At 62.9% G+C, this 19,905-nt stretch carries 10 protein-coding genes; 5 read left to right on the top strand and 5 right to left on the bottom strand.

The features are described 5' to 3' along the window. The first annotated feature begins 1 nt into the window (after position 1). From AC0L3E_RS17080 to AC0L3E_RS17065, 4 genes are all read left to right on the top strand, one after another. Positions 2 to 781, top strand: coding sequence for a HEPN domain-containing protein (locus AC0L3E_RS17080; RefSeq protein WP_473605233.1), 780 nt, complete (start codon positions 2 to 4; stop codon positions 779 to 781). Positions 782 to 1,090: 309 nt separating this feature from the next. Then, positions 1,091 to 1,723, top strand: a complete 633-nt coding sequence (locus tag AC0L3E_RS17075; protein ID WP_473605232.1) for a hypothetical protein — start codon at positions 1,091 to 1,093, stop codon at positions 1,721 to 1,723. Between the two features lie 137 nt (positions 1,724 to 1,860). Continuing rightward, complete coding sequence (locus AC0L3E_RS17070; RefSeq protein ID WP_473605231.1) at positions 1,861 to 3,540, top strand: hypothetical protein; 1,680 nt, start codon at positions 1,861 to 1,863, stop codon at positions 3,538 to 3,540. A 315-nt stretch (positions 3,541 to 3,855) separates the two neighbouring features. After that, a complete protein-coding gene (locus tag AC0L3E_RS17065; RefSeq protein ID WP_473605230.1) occupies positions 3,856 to 5,109 on the top strand; it encodes a L,D-transpeptidase family protein in 1,254 nt (417 codons plus the stop codon). Between the two features lie 68 nt (positions 5,110 to 5,177). Here AC0L3E_RS17065 and AC0L3E_RS17060 read toward each other — a convergent pair whose 3' ends face one another. Further along, entirely contained in the window at positions 5,178 to 5,864 is a 687-nt protein-coding gene (locus AC0L3E_RS17060) for a D-lyxose/D-mannose family sugar isomerase (protein WP_127258087.1), read from the bottom strand. Between the two features lie 190 nt (positions 5,865 to 6,054). Here AC0L3E_RS17060 and AC0L3E_RS17055 point away from each other — a divergent pair, with 190 nt between their 5' ends. After that, positions 6,055 to 7,113, top strand: a complete 1,059-nt coding sequence (locus tag AC0L3E_RS17055) for a D-TA family PLP-dependent enzyme (protein WP_473605348.1) — start codon at positions 6,055 to 6,057, stop codon at positions 7,111 to 7,113. A gap of 115 nt (positions 7,114 to 7,228) precedes the next feature. Here AC0L3E_RS17055 and AC0L3E_RS17050 read toward each other — a convergent pair whose 3' ends face one another. The 4 genes from AC0L3E_RS17050 to AC0L3E_RS17035 form a co-directional block, all read right to left on the bottom strand. Next, positions 7,229 to 8,032 carry a heme ABC transporter permease gene (locus AC0L3E_RS17050; RefSeq protein ID WP_127322087.1) on the bottom strand — a complete coding sequence of 268 codons (804 nt, stop codon included), beginning with the start codon at positions 8,030 to 8,032 and terminating at the stop codon, positions 7,229 to 7,231. 138 nt (positions 8,033 to 8,170) lie between these two features. Next, positions 8,171 to 9,952 carry a glucan ABC transporter ATP-binding protein/ permease gene (locus tag AC0L3E_RS17045; protein WP_127267279.1) on the bottom strand — a complete coding sequence of 594 codons (1,782 nt, stop codon included), beginning with the start codon at positions 9,950 to 9,952 and terminating at the stop codon, positions 8,171 to 8,173. Positions 9,953 to 10,462: 510 nt separating this feature from the next. Further along, entirely contained in the window at positions 10,463 to 19,045 is an 8,583-nt protein-coding gene (locus AC0L3E_RS17040; RefSeq protein ID WP_473605229.1) for a glycoside hydrolase family 94 protein, read from the bottom strand. A 267-nt stretch (positions 19,046 to 19,312) separates the two neighbouring features. Next, complete coding sequence (locus AC0L3E_RS17035) at positions 19,313 to 19,900, bottom strand: HutD/Ves family protein (RefSeq protein ID WP_473605228.1); 588 nt, start codon at positions 19,898 to 19,900, stop codon at positions 19,313 to 19,315. Positions 19,901 to 19,905 lie beyond the last annotated feature (5 nt).

Here is a 19,905-nt window from a genome sequence, read left to right as displayed (position 1 = left end):
GGTGCCCGATATATCGTCAGGTCGCCTTGAAGCCATTGTATCCGACTTTCGGAAAGCCATCGATACTCTCCGGTCGGTTCTTGATTTTACTGAGTCGAGCAGACCGTCCGGCAGTCTTCGTGTGGTGATATTCAATAATACGATTGTCGGCCTCACAGCTTGGATTGAGGAGTCGATACGGCTGATTTCCCAAGAATACCTGTCATTACTGGAGGAGAACATAGGTGATTTTAGGAAACTTCGGGCGAATATCCAGCAGTCTAACATCGATAGCGCGATATACATAATAAAGAATGCACGCAAATCCAATGATCACAACCTAGCTTCTCAATGCTCTAAGAATCTTTCTAATTGCCTTGACGGGTCGGCAGGATATTACCTTCACAAGGTGAATATTACATACAACCAAGGAAATTTTCGGTCCCAGCAATTCACCGACGCGTCCAAGTCTATAGGACTGGAGAAGATATGGGAAAAATTGGCAAACTCCCACCTTGTTGAACAATTCACAGGTGCGTCAAAGATTGAGACGCGCGTGACTGTATTAATTGCAAAATGGAACGAGATATTCGACGAAAGAGACCTCGTGGTTCATCGAGTGTCTCAAGCGAGCGGCTGGGGCCCGGAACGGATTCGACAGGCGATTGACCTGAGCTACCTAGTGGTCTCGCGACTGGCGGAATGCCTAGCAGCGGACTGCAATAGCTTTGTCTTCGAATTGGCGAAAAACTCCGATCAGAGACTGCTACGAGCCTCCAGCGCTAGCGCAGACGAAACGTGACAACCCCACAAAGGGCACACCCACACTGCCAATGAAAGTTCCCCTAGGCGATTGAAAATATTCATTTTCTTGGTTCGCAAGTCTGAATCAATCCAGGTTCCCCAGCCAGAATATTACCGCGCACCGCCTGTGATGTTCATCCCATGAACTCGCTCGTCGAGCTTGCCACCGCCTTGCGTATCAGTCGCACCTCGCGCATCACTTTTGGGCTGATTGTGGCAGGCGAGATTCCCAGAGCAAAAAAGATTGTTGGCCGCCGGTACGCGCTACTGGCTAAGCTCCGTGAAGGTTCCTCCATGAGGCCGCGTCATGCTCACTGATAGCCAGTACATTCTCGAACGCATCAGCCAAGGCTGCGTGACGCTCTCCGACGACGAGTTCGTCATCGACCGGCTGGTCAAGTATTTCGGCAATGGGAGGATCCGCTGGCATGTCGAATTCCGTGGGCATCGCATCGAGCTGACGACAGGCCAGCTCAAGAAGCAGCCGACCTTCCGCAGGAAGATACTCGAACAGGCTGGTGTGCTGCCGCCCCAGCGTCTCGGGTCCGACTACAGGCGATGGGCACTCGACCTGAGAAGGAATGCCGTCGAGCTTCCCTGGCACGATAGACCGGTCGATGCCGGTTTCGCCATCGACAGGCTCACCAGCCATGGGGATGGGCGCTGGACGGTCGAATACCAGGGCAAGGCCATCAAGTTCACGACGACGAAACTCCGCAGGCAGGTGAGTTTCCGCAAACGCATGCTGGCCAAGGCCAAGGTGCTGCCGCCCGAGTTGTCTCCGGCTGCCTATCGGAAGTGGATGGACTGGCTCATTCAAAACGCCACCGAGGCTGCTCCGCAGGCCGGCGATGCCTTGGTGACCGAGAAAAGCTGGCTTGACGACCTGCCTGAGCTCGCCGGCTGGCAAGACGAAACGGTGCCCGAAGAGACCGGCTAAGGGCGGCGATAGTCTCCAATGCAAGCAGCGATGGCACTCGTTGCGTTTGCCATGCCTGCCAGTTTCGGCACACATTGATGGCGAAGGTAGTCTGACCAGAGCTGGCTCGCTGGCAATCAGAATTGAAATGAGACGACATGGACCGCTTCAACCTCGGCGCCTACCGCCGCCCCATCTCCACTCGCTCCACGGAAACCCAGCGTTGGTTCGATATCGGCCTCAACTGGTGCTACGGCTTCAACCATGAGGAAGGCATCAAGTGTTTTGAGAAGGCGCTCGAAACAGATCCTGAATGTCCGATGATCCATTGGGGCATCGCCTATGCCGCCGGACCTTTCTACAATCTGACCTGGAAGGAACATGGCGAGGCCGAGGCCGACAGCGCGACGAAGCGCTGCTTCGAGCATGTCCAGCTTGCGCGGGCCAATGCGGCTTCCGCCAACAAGATCGAGAAGCGCCTGATCGAAGCGCTGGCCGCCCGCTTTCAGAAGCCGCACCGGGTGAGCCCGGAGGAATTCGAACGGTGGGATGACGCCTATGCCGCCGCGATGCGGCTTGTGTATCGGGACTTTCCCGACGACCATGATGTGATGGTACTGCTGGTCGAAGCGCTGATGATGCGCACGGTGCGGCGGCTGTGGAACCTCAAAACCGGCGCGCCGGCGCCGAATTCCGATGTCGTCGAGGCGCTCGACGTCTGCGAGCGGTCGATCCGGCTTGCCGATGAGGCCGGCGCAGCACAACATCCGGCGATCGTCCACCTGCACATCCATCTCCTGGAAATGTCCACCATGCCGGAGCGCGGCATGCGGTCGGCGGATCTGCTCGGCGAGATGTGCCCCGATGCCGGGCACATGAACCACATGCCGGGGCACATTTATGTGCTGTGCGGCGAGTATGAGAAAGCAAAACGTGCCAGCGAAAAGGCGGTACGCGCCAACGACCTCTATCTGGCCTATGCGGACGAGCCGACCTACTATTTGCTCGGCTGCTGCCACGATCTGCACCTGATGATGTTCACCTGCATGTTATCGGGCCAGTACCAGCCTGCACTGTGGGCCGCCGACAGGGTGCGCAGCCTGGTCGGGCGCGACGTGGTCGCCATCCAGGGCCGGCCCAAGCTCACGCAGACGGTGGAAGGCTACCATGCGATGAAATCGCATGTTCAGGTGCGCTTCGGCCGCTGGCAGGAGATCATCAACGAACCGGCGACCGCGGAGCAAGGCCTCTATGTGCTGACGGCGGCCATGCAGCACTACGCCAAGGGTGTCGCCCATGCGACGCTCAGGCAATTTGCTGAAGCCGAGCGCGAGCGCGAAGCGTTCTATCGGCATCTGAAAGGCATTGCGCCCGAGCGGCGCTTCCTCAGCAACCCGACGCGGGCTTCGCTGGCTGTCGGCGCCGCCCTGCTCGACGGCGAGTTGGCGTACCACCGGGGCCGGCATGAGGAGGCGTATGGCCATTTGCGGCATGCGGTCGAGCTTGACGACAATTTGTCCTACACCGAGCCGTGGGCCTGGATGCACCCGCCGCGCCACGCGCTGGCGGCGCTGCTTCTGGACCAGGGCCACGCACAGGAAGCAGAACAGGTCTATCGCGACGACCTCGGCCTGAGCGGCACGGTGCAGCGCTGCGGCCAGCATCCGAACAATGTCTGGGCATTGCACGGGCTGGTGGAATGCCTGAAACGGCGCGGCGAGACTGATGAATTGCCGATATTGCAGACAAGCCTTGCCGCGGCGCTGGCCAGGGCGGATGTGCCGATCACCTCGTCCTGCCTGTGCAGGACGAGCGCGCAGCAAGGCTGCTGTCACTGACGCGAAGTCAGCCTGCCGCCACTGTTGCGGCCGATCGGCTCGCCAAACAAATTGTCGGCCGATCATCGTTGGCGGTGGAACCCTCGCCGCCCGGTCGTGTCACCTGCCGATCAGCCCAGGCTCCACGCTTTGTCTCGTATCACGCCTCCCTCGATCAGCACCGAGCAGTCTATCTCATCGTGAAGTTGGGCGTTTGGGTCGGACGAAAGCCAGGAAGCATAGGACCGAAGCTGCTTGAGCCTGGCTGTTTTCTCAAGCCGGGCCTGGCGCTCGTCCTCGGCTGCCGGTCTTCTGTCCTTCTGGGCAGGAAATTGCATGCTGGCTCTCCTCGGTCACCGAGCTGCGCTTCGACTTGAAGCCAACACATGCGCTGGCGAGAGTCGCCATCCATCTGGAGGATGGCGGACCCTTATCAACAATGCACCCGCGCCACCGCCGGGTGCTCCCTGGTCCGGGTTCGCTGCGGCGCATCGGCACTCGGCAGTCGGACGCAGCCAGGGGAATGGAACCAGATCGGCCGTGCGACGTCATAGAAGCAGGTGCTCATACAGGAGTGTGACCTCCATGATCAGGCTCGTTCTTGCCGCTGCCGCCATGCTCGTCATGGCATGGGATGCAACGGCGGCGGCAAAACTGGACGCGGCCACTGTCAACAACGCCCAATTTGACGGCAGCGAAGCGAAAGGCGTCAGTGCGACCGTTCTGAAGGCGCAAATCCTCCTGGATCGTGCGCGCTTCTCGCCAGGCCTGATCGACGGCCGCCCAGCGGAGAACTTCGCCCGGGCAGTCAGTGCGTTTCAAGCGGCCAACGGATTGCCTGCCGACGGCAAGCTTACCCGCGAGACATGGGACAAGCTGGTCGCGACCTCCTCGCGCCCGGCGCTTGAGACCTACGAGTTGACGCGCAAGGATGTGCGTGGACCGTTCACCAGGCGAATTCCGGCGCGCATGGAGAGGATGGCCCGCCTGCCCCGGCTCGCCTATCACAATGCCCTGGAAAAGATGGCGGAGCGCTTCCACAGCAGCGAGGAACTGCTTGAACGGCTCAATCCCGGCATCGGCTTCAGGAAGGCGGGGCAAAAGCTGCTGGTGCCAGCTGTAACCCGAGGTGATCCGCCGCAAGACATTGGGAACGTCGAGGTCGACAAGAGCGCTCGCCAGGTTCGCGTGCTCGACCCTTCCGGCAAAGTGCTTGCGACGTACCCCGCCTCGATCGGGAGCCAGGAGAAGCCCGCGCCGAGTGGCGAGGCAGAGGTCAAACGCGTGGTGCGCCACCCAACCTATCACTACGATCCCGAGTTTGCCTTCAAGGGGGTGAAGACGAAGCGCCCCTTCACGATCGCTGCCGGGCCAAACAATCCGGTGGGATCGGTCTGGATCGATTTGTCCATCGACAGTTATGGCATTCACGGGACTCCGGACCCAGGCAAGATCGGAAAGACCTTCTCGCATGGTTGCATCAGGCTGACCAACTGGGATGCCGAAGACCTCGCCTCCGAAGTGCAAAAAGGCACAAAGGTCGTCTTCAAGGAGGAAGCGGCAGGATCGGTCGAACAAGGATCGCAGTAGGCAGGCGCTACGGCCTACCCACTTTCGACCGTGTGACTGGCGTCACCGAGGGCGTTGGGCGGCGCCCCTTACCCCAGCCACTTCTCGTAGTCGGACACCAGCAGATGGACCGGGGCAACGTCTTCGTCGATGTTGGAAAAACGCCCGATCGGTTCGCGAAACACATTGTCGGTGAGATCGTCATTGACGGTCGAGACCTCGCCGATCAGCACGTCCTTGCCCTCGGCCCAGAAGGCATGCCAGACGCCGGGCAGCAGCGTGACGCTCTGGCCCGGGTCGAGCTTCAGGAGCCCGCCCGCAGGCAGTCTGTGGATGGTTCCGTCGACAGGCACCGAAACCTCCGCCTTGGGATCGATGCCGCCGTCGCGGTCATGCATGAACAGTTCCAGCACCAGCTTGCCGCCGCCACGGTTGATGATGTCCTCGGCCTTGATGTTGTGGCGGTGCATCGGCGACAGCTGATCCTTGCGCGAGATCATGATCTTCTCGGCATAGAGCATGCCCATGCCCTTCTTCATGTCCTCGTAGCGGCCATTGCGAACGGTGAACAGGAACAGGCCGAGTTCCCTGAATTTCTCTTGCCCGTAATCGGTGATGTCCCAGCCGAGCCGCGAGGTGAATACGGCCGACGAGTCGACCTGACGCGCCTTCGCCTCCTGCGGCGACCAATAGGCGAAGGGCGGCATGATGTAGCCGAACGAGCGGATGAAAGCGTCGGCTTCGCGGATGATGTCGTTGATGGCGGAGCGCTTCATGATCATGATCCCTTCGTATCGATTTGTCTGGCAAATCGCATAGCCGAACGCCGATGCGGTGTCGATCCATCTTGCCGCCCTGCCCGGCGTTGCGCAGGGCGTATGGACCACAGATCCGCTTGCCTGGCCGCGTGACATCACGGATTTTCAGGGCCATAAAACCCGCGGATTCCTCATGGGGTAAAAGATGATGCCGACCGTCCACGATCTCGATACGCCATCCATCCTGATCGACGCCGCGCGCGCGGAAGCCAACATTGCCCGCGCCCAGGCGCATGCCGACAAGAACGGGCTGAAGCTCAGGCCGCATATCAAGACGCACAAATTGCCCTACTGGGCGAAGAAGCAGATAGCGGCCGGCGCCGTCGGCATCACCTGCCAGAAGATCGGCGAGGCCGAGGTGATGGCCGATGCCGGGCTGACCGATATTTTTCTTCCCTACAACATCCTTGGGCGCGCCAAGCTGGAACGCCTTCTGGCGCTGCACGGGCGCGTCACCCTGTCGGTGACAGCGGACAGCATGGAAACGCTCGAAGGGCTGGCAACCACCTTCACCGATGCCGGCCATCGACTGCCGGTGCTGGTCGAATGCGACACCGGCATGGGACGCTGCGGCGTGCAGTCGGCTGATGAAGCGGTTGCGCTGGCAAGACAGATCGACAGAGCCGGTGGCCTCACCTTCGGAGGACTGATGACCTACCCGGCCGCCGGGCGGGCAGCGGAGGCCGAAGCCTGGCTCGCCGGGGCCAAGCAGGTACTTGCCGCGTCGGGCCTCGCCTGCGACCGCATCTCCAGCGGCGGCACGCCGGATATGTGGCGCTCCAGCGATACATCCGTTGTCACCGAGTATCGTCCAGGCACCTACATCTATCTCGACCGCTATCAAGTCGCCAAAGGCGTCGGCGGCCTCGACGACTGCGCACTGACGGTGCTGTCGACGGTGGTCAGCCATCCCACAGCGACGCGCGCTATCCTCGATGCCGGCAGCAAGGCGCTGTCCAGCGACACGCTGGGTCTCGCCGATTTCGGCGAGTTGCTCGGCGTGTCGGGAGCGCGGGTGACCAGTCTGAGCGAGGAGCACGGCACCGTCACGCTTTCGGGCGACGGCAAGCTGCGCATCGGCGAGCGCGTGCGTGTCGTACCCGACCATTGCTGCGTCGTCACCAATTTGTTCAACGAGGTCAATCTGGTCGACGGCGACAAGGTGCTGGAAACGCTGCCGGTGGCGGCGCGCGGAAGGATGGGGTGAACTAAGAAGCGTCTTGCCTTCTCCCCCTGTGGGAGAAGGTGGATCGGCGCGCAGCGCCGAGACGGATGAGGGGTGTTCCAGCGGAATGAGACGTTGGCGTTCCCTGGAACACCCCTCATCCGTCGCCTTCGGCGACACCTTCTCCCACAAGGGGAGAAGGGGGAGAGCGCTCGGCCTGCCGAGCCGCGACCCGCCTCATGGCAATCACCCGGCGGCGGCGGATTTCGGTGCGCATCGCCATCAGGTGCAGCGCGAAGAACAGCACGGTAAAGCCGAGCGCCATCACCAGCAGCGGCCATAGCAGGCTGGGGTCGATGGTGGAGCCGCCCATGCGGAACACCGAGGCCGGCTGATGCAGCGTGTTCCACCAGTCGACCGAGAACTTGATGATCGGGATGTTGATGAAGCCGACCAGCGTGATGATGGCCGCGGCCCAGGCGGCGCGGCTGGCATCGTCGAGCGCGCGGGTCAGCGCGATGATGCCGAGATACATCAGGAGCAGCACGAACACCGAGGTCAGCCGAGCATCCCAGACCCACCAGGTGCCCCACATCGGCTTGCCCCAGATCGAACCGGTGATCAGCGCCAGCGCGGTGAAGACGGCGCCGATGGGTGCGGCTGATTTCAGCGCGACATCGGCCAACGGATGCCGCCAGACGAGCGTGCCGAGTGCCGAGACCGCCATCAGCGTGTAGCACATCATGGCCAGCCAGGCGAAAGGCACGTGGATGTACATGATGCGGACGGTGATGCCCTGCTGGAAATCCTCAGGCGCGGCGAAGCTCATATAGAGCCCCACGGCGAGGATGAGTGTGGCGATCGTGGCCAGCCATGGCACGACCTTGTCCGCCAGCCCGACGAAGCGCGTCGGGTTGGCGAGGTCCATCCAGCCGGTCAGGCGTGAAGTCGTATCGCTCATGCGGTTCTACATAAACCGCCAACGCGTTTGGGGCAATCGAGCGGTGGTGTCGCAGACGCAATTGGGGCGGCCGTGCCTGTACTCTCACCCGGACCTACGGTCCGACCTCCCCACAAGGGGGAGGTAAAAGAAAGAGGCTCAGGCAGCCGCTTCCTGCTGTTGCTGCACTGTGCGGCTGAGGCGGCGAACCTCCTCGTCGTTGAGCAGGCCGCCGGCGCGCAGCAGGCTGGCGAAGCGGCCATTGCGCAGCGACAGCTCGGTGAAGCCGCCCATCTCGACCACCCTGCCCTTGTCCATGAACACGACCAGATCGGCGTCGCGAACGGTGGTCAGGCGGTGGGCGATGATGAAGGTCGTGCGGTCGCGGCGCAGCTCGTCGATCGCTTCCTTGACGCGGTCCTCGGTCTCGACGTCCAGCGCGCTGGTCGCCTCGTCGAGCACCAGGATCGGTGCGTCCTTCAGCACGGCGCGGGCAATGGCGATGCGCTGACGTTCGCCACCCGAGAGCTGCCCGCCACGTTCGCCAACCACCGTGTCGTAGCCATTGCTCTTGGACAGGATGAAGTCCTGTGCGGCAGCCGCATTGGCGGCGGCATGGATCTCGTCATTGCTTGCATCGGCGCGGCCAACACGGATGTTGTCCTCGATCGAGCGGTTGAGCAGCCCGGCATCCTGGAACACGGTGGCGATCGAATGGCGCACCGACTTGCGGGTCACGGTGCGGGTGTCGATGCCGTCGATCAGGATGCGGCCATGGGACGGCGAGAAGACACGCTGCAGCAGGTTGATGAGCGTGGTCTTGCCCGCGCCCGTCGGGCCAACGATGGCGACGGTCTGGCCGGCCTGCACCTCGAAGGACACGTCGTCGATGCCTTGGCCGGAATTGGCGAATTCGAAGCCGACATTCTCGAAGCGGACATGGCCGGTGACGTTGGCAAGATCGCGCAGGCCGTCCGGCTCGGCGGCATCAGCCGCGGAGTCCTCGAGATGGTAGAAATCCTCGAGCTTGGCACGGGCCTCGGAAATCTGGTTTGCGAAAGCCGACATCTGGTCGAGGCGAGCGATCAGCATCGTGGCAAAACCGGTGAAGGCAATGACGTCGCCGACACCCAACTGACCACGAGTGACGAGATAGGAGCCGATCGACAACACGATCAGCATCGAGATTGCCGATGACAGACGGTGCAAGGCATTGGCCAGCGCCCACCAGTCGAGAACAGGGTTCTGCGCGTCGAGCAGGTTCTTAACGTAGCGGCGCAGCGTATCGGCCTCGTGGCCGAGGCGATTATAGCTCTGCAGCACCGCAACGTTGCTGACCGAGTCGGTCACATGCGCGAACACCTTGTGGTAGTGGCGCTCGACCGCGGCCTGGCCCGCCTTGGTGCGGCGCATGACCATCCGGCCGATGCCGACATAGAGCAGCCCGAGGCCAAGCAGCACCAGCGACATGCGCAGGTCCATGCTGATCGCGGTCGGAACCAGCAGTACGAGGGCGACAGCCGTGGACAGATGCTGGCGCATGAATTCGAGCCAAAGGCTGAACAGGGTTTCGACGGCGCGCAGCATCGTATGCAGCGCATTGGAGGTGCCGTGCTGATGGTGCCAGGCGAGCGGCATGGTGATCACGCGCTCGAAGGACTCGCAAAGCACTTCGCTGCGCCGGGCATGGGCAAAACGGTCAGCGCCGCGCGCCACCATGACGAAAGCAACGATGTTGAAGGCGCCGAGACCGGCCCACATGACCAGCGTGGTGAAGACAGAGCCACGCTCGGAGATGGCGCCGATGACGCGACCGAACATAATCGGCTCGAGAAGCGCTACGATGGCGAGAGCCACGTTGGCCGAACAGATCAACGCAACGCGTTTCCTGTCCGCGGCCAGATAACCGAGAGCTCGCCAGTAGATTTGCAGAAGGGTCACCCCAGTTACTCCGCCACGCTGTTTATTGTGCACTGCATCATTTTATTCGTACCGGTTGATACGTCGCAAAACAATGGCCGTGTACCCCTTCAGTTCCCTTAGAGCGAACAAAAGATGGCGACGTTCCGAAATCTGCCGTGATCACCTAACGGTTTGAGAAGACAGGTAAAATGTCAGGCATGCGGCGAAATCATGGCAGTTGGCACGTGCTGCCACAATTTTAGTCAGCAACAATGTCGGACGGATGACTAAGCCGAAATCGCCTTCAATGAAGTATAGAACGAAACAAAGCTGCATGACGCCCCTCCAGGCGAAGGAAGGGCCAACTCTCACTGCTCGTGGCGCCCCCTATCGGACGCCCCAAGCCTTTGATTTCATGCACTCCTCGGTGGCATGTCCTTCAATCGGCAGGCGGCAACGCCAGGCGGGACGGTGCCTCTCATCCCGCCGTGGCGGCAAAAGTCGCGCCCCGGATCCCAGGCCCGAGCGCATAGTTTTTGAGCACATGCATCAAGCCGGGATCCGGATGACCACCTCGGCAACTTCGCCGTCCTTCAGTTCGACTGCCGAACCCTTGGCCTTTGTCCCATTCACCTCCAGCGACACGGCCTTGGCCTTATTGTCGCGGATGACGCGAACCTTGAGTTCCGCCCCCAGCATTTTGAGATTTGCCGAGTAGCCGTCCCAGTGGCTCGGCAGCTTCGGCTTGAACTGGACACGCTTGCCGCGCCGCTCGATGCCCAGGATGCCTTCGACAGCAGCCCTGTAGAGCCAGCCGGCAGAGCCGGTGTACCAGGTCCAGCCGCCACGGCCGCCCTTGCCGTTGCCGGCAGTGTCGTCCCCGGCATAGATATCGGCCGCCACGACATAGGGCTCGACACGATAGTGCTCGGCCGTGGCCTCGTCGGTCGCATGGTTGACGGGGTTCAGCATCGAGAAACAGCGATAGGCCTCGTCGACCTGCCCCATCTCGGCGAGCGCGATGACGAACCATGTGGCGGCATGGGTGTACTGGCCGCCATTCTCGCGCACGCCGGGCGGATAGCTCTTGATGTAACCCGGGTCCTTCTCCGTCTTCGAGAAGGGCGGCGTGAACAGTTTGACGATCTTCAGCTTGTCGTCCACAAGCAGCTTCGTTGCTTGCTCCATCGCGGTGGTCGACCGTGCCGGATCGCCCTCTCCCGAAAGCACGCTCCAGGACTGGGCGATCGAGTCGATCTTGCACTCCTGCGAGTTGCGAGACCCCAAAGGGGTGCCGTCGTCGAAACTGCCGCGCCGGTACCATTCGCCGTCCCATGCGGTGCTCTCAAGCGCCCGCTTCAGCACATCGGCATGCTTTGCCCAGGCCTGTGCTCGCTTGGCATCGCCCTCGGCCTTGGCGACGGGGGCGAAATCGCCCAGCGTCTTCAGCAGGAACCAGCCGAGCCAGACGCTCTCGCCCTTGCCGTGCTCGCCAACGCGGTTCATGCCGTCGTTCCAGTCGCCGCCGAGGATCAGCGGCAGGCCCGCGGGGCTGCTGCGCTTGATGGCGAGATCGAGCGCACGCGCGCAATGGTCGTAGAGCGACGCCGTCTTCTTCGAGATTTCCGGGGTGAAGAAGGCATCGTGTTCGCCCTCGCCCAGCGGCTGTCCATCGATGAACGCCAATTGCTCCTTGAGGATGGTGGCATCGCCGGTGACCAGCAAATAGCGCGCCGTGGCGTGGGCAAGCCAGACCACGTCATCGGAGATCAGCGTGCGTACGCCAGCACCCGTGCGCGGCAGCCACCAGTGCTGCACGTCGCCTTCGGGGAACTGCCGCCGTGCCGCATTGAGGATCTGGTCGCGCGCCAGTTGCGGGTCATGCGCCAGCAGCGCCAGCGTATCCTGCAACTGGTCGCGGAATCCGAAGGCACCGCTGGCCTGATAGAAGGCGGAGCGGGCACGGATGCGGCAGGCCAGGCTCTGATAGGGCAGCCAGTGATTGACCATGGCGTCGAGCGCCTTGTCAGGCGTCTCGACCTGGATGGTGTCGAGGAAGCCGCGCCATTCGCGCTCATTGTCGGCCAACCGCTGGTCGAAGTCCTTGACCTTATGCTCCTGCACCAGCGCGCTCGCCTCCTCGGCGGACTCGGCGTCACCGAGCAGCCAGAGCAGCGTCACGTCGCCGCCAGCCGGGATCTCGACGTCGCGGGCAATCGCCGCGCATGGATCGTCGCCGGCCTCGACACGGCCAGACAGCGCCGCACCACTCAGCACCGCCTGCGGCATCTCGCTGGAGCCATGCCGGCCCAGGAACTCCGTCCGGTCTGTCGTCACCGAATGCACGCCGCCGTCAGCCGCGAGGAATGCAACGCGCTCGCCGAAATCCAGCCCGTAGGGGTTTTGTGCCAGCAGCGCCCCGCTGGCGGCATCCCGCGACGGGACGATGGTTGCCGCAGTGCGCGACCGGTGCCCGCCGAGCACCCATTCGGCATAGGCATAGACACGCAGCCGCGCCGGCACCGAACCGGAATTCTGGATGCGCAGCCGCGAGATCTTCAGCGGATCGACCGGATCGACGACATGGGTGAGATCCATCGACAATGGTCCGCGCTTCGAGCGGAAGGTCGAGAAACCCTGGCCGTGCCAGGCCTCGTAGGTCATCGAGGGATCGCGCACCATGGCGGCGAGCGGCGAGAATGCCTTGCCGCTGGCCTGATCGTAGATATAGAGGCCCTCGCCCGGCCGGTTCGAGACCGGATCATTCGACCACGGCGTCAACTGGTAGTCGCGGCTGTTTCGGCTCCAGGTGAAGGCAGCGCCCTCGGCGGAGGTATGGAAGCCGAACGAGGCGTTGGAGACGACGTTGATCCAAGGCTGCGGCGTCGTGCGGCGGCCGGCCAGGCGCACGACATAATGCCGCCCGTCGCCGTCGAAACCGCCAAAGCCGTTCCACTGGCTGAGACCGCTTCCATCGGCGCTGACATTGGCCACTGCCTGCGAGGCAGGAGTATGCGTCGTGGGTGCCGGCGACGGCAACTCACGCGGAATTGGCAATGCTGCCAGAGCGTCGCGCGCCTGCAGAGCCGCGGCTTCGGCGCGCTCGATCTGGTCGAAGATGGTGCCGTTGCGCGTGTGCAGGACCACCCGGGCGACAGCGAGCAGCGTCTTGTAGGTGGTTTCGTCCATGAGATCGCGGCGCACCGCGAATATGTGCTGGCGAGGTCCGAGTTCCTTGCCGCGCAGGCGGCTGTTTTCGCACAGCGTCTCGACCGCCCGCTGCAGGTCCTGGACATAGGAGGACGCCTGCTCGTTGACGACGACGAAGTCGATCATCATGCCGCGGGTGCGCATATATTCCTGGAAACGCAGCGCCTGGGCAACGATTTCGAGATCGGCGACGTCGCCGATCCTGACCAGGAAGATCGGGAAATCGCCGGAAATGCTTGTCGGCCAAAGGCTCGACTGCTTGCCCAGCCCCGAGGCGATGGATTCAGCGGGAAGACGCAGGAACGGATCCGGATAGATCAGATAGCGCGCCAGCTTCTGCACATTGGCGGCATCGGTCAGACTGAGGCCCATATGGCGGGTCTGCACCTGGCTGCGCGTCCAGGCAAGCATGGCCTGGCGGGCAAAGCTCTCCGGATGGTCGAGGCGGGCGATGGCTTCGTCCAGCTCGGTGCGGCCAGCGCCGACGACGGTCCAGAAGGTCAGCGATATCTTCTTGTTGGCCGGCACGCGCACCTGGCGACGCAGCGAGGCGACGGGATCGAGCGTAAAGCCTGAGTGGCCGCCCAGCCTGGCGCCCGGGTCGAAAGCGGCTGCGTCGACGATGGTACGGCCACGGCCGATAAAGGCGCGCCTGTCGGTCTCGGCCTCGGCATCGCGCGCCGATCCGGACGGATCGGTGACGAAATGCACCATGGCGATATCGGGCTCGCTGGTCTCGCGCTTGCGCCGCGTGGCGAAGATCGCCGCGTTGTTGGCAGAGATTTCGGTTTCCACGAACATCTTCGAGAAGGCCGGATGCGCGTTGTCGGACGCCTCCAGGCCGAGCACCAGTTCGGCAAAGGAGGTCACTTCGATGTGACGGTCGGACGGACCGTCATTGTAGAGCGTGACCCGACGGCCCTCGCCATTGCCTTCCGAGATGACAATGCATTCGACCTCGGAGCGCAACGTGCCCACGGATTTGACGAAGCTCGCCTTGTCGTCGGAGAACAAGGTCTGCGCCTTTTCCTCGGCGGCGCGCTTCGGCTCGGCCGTAGCCGACCACCAGTCGCCGGAACCGGCGTCACGCAGGAAGATGTAGGAGCCGAGCCGGTCCTCGGTCGGATCCGGCTGCCAGCGTGTGACGGAGAGATCGCCCCAGCGGCTGTAGCCCGAGCCGGTCGCGGTGACCATCACCGAATAGCGGCCGTTCGACATGACGTTGGTCGACCGCAGCGACTGCAGCGGATTGAGCACGATGCGGGTGTCGGGGCTGTCGACTTCGGTCTCGTCCTTGGAGCGTTCGTCGGCCTCGGTCCTGACGGTCGCGGTCGGGATGTCGCGCGGCGCCCTCTCCTGCAGCAAGAGTTCGGCCGATTCGATGACCGGATCGCTGTGGAAGCGGTCGCGCATGCGACCTTCGAAGATGGCGTCGGCAACCGCCGCGATCGACATGCCCGAATGGTGGGCCATGTAGTTCTGGACGACGACATGATCCGTGCCTTCCGGCACGCGCTGCGGCGTGAAGTCGACGGCGTCGTAGTAGCCGTGGCGGCCGAGCGCCCCGATCTCCCGCAATCGGGCGAGATTCAGCACGGCTTCACGCGGATTGAACTGGGCCGCCAGTATGGTGGCGTAAGGCGCGATCACCGTGTTCTGGCCAAGGCCGCGCTTCAGCCCGAGGCCTGGAACGCCGAAATTTGTGTATTGGTAGGTCAGTTCTCGGTCGCGCGCATTGTAGGCGGCCTCCGAAATGCCCCACGGCACGTTCTTCTGGCGGCCATACTGGATCTGGCGTTTGATGATCAGCTTGCTGGTCTGGTTGAGGATCGAGCCCTGCGGCTCCTTCATCACCAGCGGCGGCATCAGATATTCGAACATCGAGCCGGACCAGGACATCAGGGCGCCCTGGAAACCGATTTCGACGATCGGCCGGCCAAGCCGGAACCAGTGCTCGGTCGGCAGGTCGCCCTTGGCGATGGCGAACAGGCTGGTCAGCCGCGCTTCGGAAGCCAGAAGGTCGTAGCAGCTCTCGTCGAGTTGGTGTTCCTCGACCCGGTAGCCGATCGACAACAGCTTGCGCTCCGGCCGCATCAGGAAAGAGAAATCCATCTCGAAGGCGTAACGGCGCGTGCGCTCGCGCAAGGTGAGCAGCTTGGCACGCAGCGCCTCGACGGCATTGTCGTCGCTGTGCGCGTCATGGACGTGCGCTTCGCAGGTGGCTTCCAGCCTTGCCGCCCAGTCGACGATGACGTCGCTCTGGGGCGACACCGCCTCGGTATGGATGGCGGTGGCCAATTTGCGGATCTCGCCGGCCAGCACAGCCAGGTTGATGGTGCGGATCGACGCCATTTCGGGCTGCGCCTTGATCGTGTCGACAGCGCGCCGCATGCCGTCGAGGCGGTCGGCGAGACGCTGACGCAGCGGGCGCAACTGACGGCGGTCGTCGGGCAGATCATCGAGGCTTTCGCTGAGGATGGTGACCGTGTCGAGAATGCCTTCGAAATCGCCCTGGAGATGGACGGAAGGTGCTTCGGCCCATTCGGCGCAGGCCGCAGCCACCGCCACCAGATGGCCAGCGAGATTGCCGCTGTCGACAGCCGAGATGTAGAGCGGATAGAGCGGCTTCAGTGTCGTCGTGTCGTACCAGTTGAAGAGGTGACCGCGCTCACGCGGCATGCCCTCGATCGTCGCCATGGTGGCGTCGATGCGGGTGATGGCGTCGGACAGGCTGATCCAGCCGAAGTCGCGGGCGGAAACGACGGACAGCAGGTAGACGCCGATGTTGGTTGGCGAGGTGCGCGGCGCCACCACCGGCGCCGGGCTTTCCTGGAAATTGTCCGGCGGCAGATGGTGATGCTCTGCCGTTACGAAGCTTTCGAAATAGTGCCATGTGCGCCGCGCCACCGTGCGCAACGTATGGATGTCGGCCTGCGATATGCGCAGCCGATCCTCGGTTTCAGCCGAACGGCTGATCCAGCTGGCGATGGCGGGCGAGCCAATCCAGAACAGGGCGAAGAAGAAAGCCACGAAGGCGCCGGTCGAATCGGCCAGCACCGGAATGGCAAGGCCGACGAAGCCAATGATCACGGCGCCATACATCATGCCGTAATACGACCCGACATCGTTGTCGCCTGCCTTGTGCGCCTGCGAGGCGGTGCGCCATTCCAAAAGGTTCTGGCGGCTGACGAACAGCCGGTAGAGCGTACGCACGATGGCATCGCCCATCATCCAGGCATTGTGCGCCATCAGCACGATCTTCAGCGCCACCATGGCGGTGCCGAAGGCGACGTCGCGCGCCAGAGCCGAGAAATGGCCGCGTGGCGTCTGGTCGCCGCTCTTGGGCAGGATGGCGTTGACGATATCGAATGTCGGCGCCATGAACAGGCTGAGGATCAGCAGGGCCTGCCATTGCGCGGCCTGCGTGAAGGGCAGCAGCGTCCAGCCGGCGATCGCCGCCATCACCCAGAAGATCGGCGTCAGCGAGCGGCGCAGATTGTCGATCATCTTCCAGCGCGACAGCGCCGGCACGCCGGAGCGCGGATCGAGCATGAAGCCAAGCAACTGCCAGTCGCCGCGCGCCCAGCGATGGTGGCGCGAGGCGTCGACCGAGTAGCGGGTCGGATAGTCCTCAACCAGTTCGACGTCGGTGACCAGCGCCGCGCGCGCCAGCGCGCCTTCCAGCAGATCATGGCTGAGGATGGTGTTTTCCTCGATGCGGCCCTGCAGGGCCGCCTCGAAGGCGTCGACGTGATAGAGGCCCTTGCCGGTGAAGGACCCGTCGCCGAAGACGTCCTGATAGAGATCGGACACGGCAAAGACATAAGGGTCGAGGCCGCGATTGGCCGAAAACACCCGCTGGAAGAACGACGCATCGTCGCCTGATGTCAGCGACGCGGTGATGCGCGGCTGCAGGATCGCGTAGCCGGCGGTGACGACGCGCTTGCTGGCATCGAAATGCGGCCGGTTGAGCGGGTGGCAGAGCTTGCCTACGAGGGTGGCGACCGCGTCACGGGTGGTGCGCGTGTCGGCATCGAGCGTCATCACATGGACGACGTTCTCCGGCAGCGGCACGTCGAGCGGCAGGAACGTGGTGTCGCTGTCGCCGCGCAGCAGAAGGTCGAGCTCGTGCAGCTTGCCGCGCTTGCGCTCCCAGCCCATCCAGGCCCCTTGCGCCGCGTTGAAGAGCCGGCGCCGGTGCAGGATGTAGAAACGGGGCGCGCCTTCGGAGGGATAGCGGGCGTTGAGACGGGCGATCTCGGCACGGGCGAATTCGAGGATTTCGGTGTCCGCCGCATCGATCTCGGTCTTCGAGTCTGGCCAGTCCGACAGCAGCGCGAAATGGATTTCATCGGCCGTGTTGGCGAGATGATGCACCTCGATATTGCGGATGTTTTCCTCGACGTCGTCGCGCGAGCCGATCAGCGACGGCACCACCACCAGCGTGCGCGCCTCGGGCGGAACGCCGTGTCGGTAATCGTAGCCGACGAGACGCGTCGGTTTCAGGAACAGCGATACGACCGTGTTGAAGAAGGCGAGCGCGCCCTCGCTGGCTGGCACGGCAAAAAGCGCCAGCATCAGGACGATCGAGGGCACCGACAGGCCGAGATTGGCAAGCGCGTTGCCTGAGAGAACGAGAAGCAGCGCCGTCAGCGCAAACACCGGTACGACGATGCCGAGCCACCCGGTCTTGCGGAAGGCACGCTTGACTGTCTGGCTGATGGTGGGTCGATAGCCGATCGCCTTCTCCAGCTCGAGCCGGCGTGGGCCGACGAGAAAGAAGCCGACATCGGTGTGGGCGGACCCGGTTAAAACGGCGTCGCCGTCGCCATCGCTGGCGGCGTGGCCGGCCAATTCGATGGCCTTCTCGGCAACGCGATATTCCGAAAGGTTCGAGCGGCGCGCCAATTCCTCGATCGCGGTCCGGTACTGATCGCGCGAGAAGAAGTCGAGCGCGGCGAAATCGGTGCGCTCGCGCAGCACGGTGTCGATGCGGCTGACGCCTTCGAACCACACCGTCCAGTCGACGTCGTTGATGAGGCGCAGGCCGCGGATGATGTTGCCCGTCGTCACATTGCCGCTGGACAGCGTGTGATGTTCGGAAATGATGATTTCCTCGGCATCGGAGCCGGTCTTTTCGAGCTCGCCTTCCAGCCATTCCAGAGCCTTGCCGGCATTCTGCGATCCATCACGCAGGCGGTAGAGCAGTTGGGTGGCGAAGGTGGTGTCCTGCGCATGCGCGCTGAAATTGGACAGGATCGACTGCCGGTCGGCGCTGTCGTCGGTCGCCAGGACCTTGTCGGCCACATCGTTGGCGATCTGGCGCATCTGGCGGGTGCGATTGACCCTGACGGCCAGGCGGCGGAGATTTTCGATCAGGACGAAGCGCAACAGCGAAGGCAGCGCCCAGAGTTCGCCGATCTTCAGCGGCTCGACCGACTGGAAACCCTGGACGATGGACTTGAACATCATCGCCGAAACGGAACTGTCCGAATGCGCCACATAGGTCCAGGCCAGCGCCAGCGCGCGCGGCACGCTGCCGCCGTCAGGCAGTTTCAAGGTCGGCAACTGGCGATAGAAGCGGCGCGGCAGGTCGCGCTTGACCTGGAAAATGGTCTCTTCGACCAGGTAATTGTTGTCGAGCAGCCATTGTGCCGCCGGCGTGATCGTCTCGCCCCTCGCCTGCGCCGCATTGGTCGACCGATAGACTTCCAGGATCTTCTTGGCGCTGTCCCGGATACGGGCCTGAAAATCAAAGGGCGTCAGGCCGAACAGATCCGTGAGGTCGCCTTTTGCCAGGCTTTCGCCAAGCACACGAAGACGCTCTTCGGGCAGAAAGTTGGATCGAATCGGCTCTTCCGTGATGGCCGGGAAGCTCGCGCTTGTCTTCTCGATTTGGGCAGGATTCGTCTGAATATTCATTGAAAATTCCGTAAGCGGGCACTGAGCGGCGTCACCGCCACGGCAATGGCCCTAAAACCGGTTCAAATGCAATTGGTTGCATAAACCCCACTTGCCGAAAGTTTGTTTCCGCACCACGACAGGGCGTCGTCTCTCAGCAAAACTCAAAGACAAGCACCCCACTTCCCGCCAGGCCAGATCGGCGGAGAGGATTCAGGCTTTTTCGTGATGCCGCCAGCAGCTTACGCTATATTTCGCCGGTGCCGCGATCATGTTTGGAAACAAGCGTTAATCGTTGCCGGCGACAGAGCCTATCCGGATCACGAACAGCGTTGCCTCATGGGCGGGTTGGACGAGCAGGCCGGTGCTGACCGGACCGGACAGCAGCGTGTCGAGCGGCCCGAGGCGAACCGGTTCAGCGGCGGGCACGCTGACGTCGCCGTCCAAGCACAGGATGAGCGTTGTGCCGGCTTCAGTCCGGATTTCCACGGGGGCGGAAATCACCAGGCGTTCGACCAAATGCGTCACCCGGCTTCGGCGGGTCATGACATTGAGATCGGTGATCGGCCCGCCGATCAGCGCAGCCGAGGTCTGCACGTCGGCAGGGAAAGAAAACAGGTCGGTCGTCCTGTTTATGGATGTCGGCGGGTGGCCGGCAATCTCAAGGACGATGCCCTCGCCTTCGAGCACGGCAAGGGTGCGATCGATCCCGGGAAATTGCGAGAAAGGACCGCTCAGTTCGACGCGCGCCATCGAGACGCGCCAGTCGAAGTCGTCGAGACCGGCACCCGAGGGCGAAACGGCGATTTCCGTCGTCACGCCGCCGCCGTTCTTCCACGGCATCGACCGGTATTCGGCTGCCCGCAGGATGCGCATCGGCT

The sequence above is a fragment of the Mesorhizobium sp. WSM4822 genome, from assembly GCF_055811155.1.
This window is presented reverse-complemented; position numbering and strand designations above follow the sequence as displayed.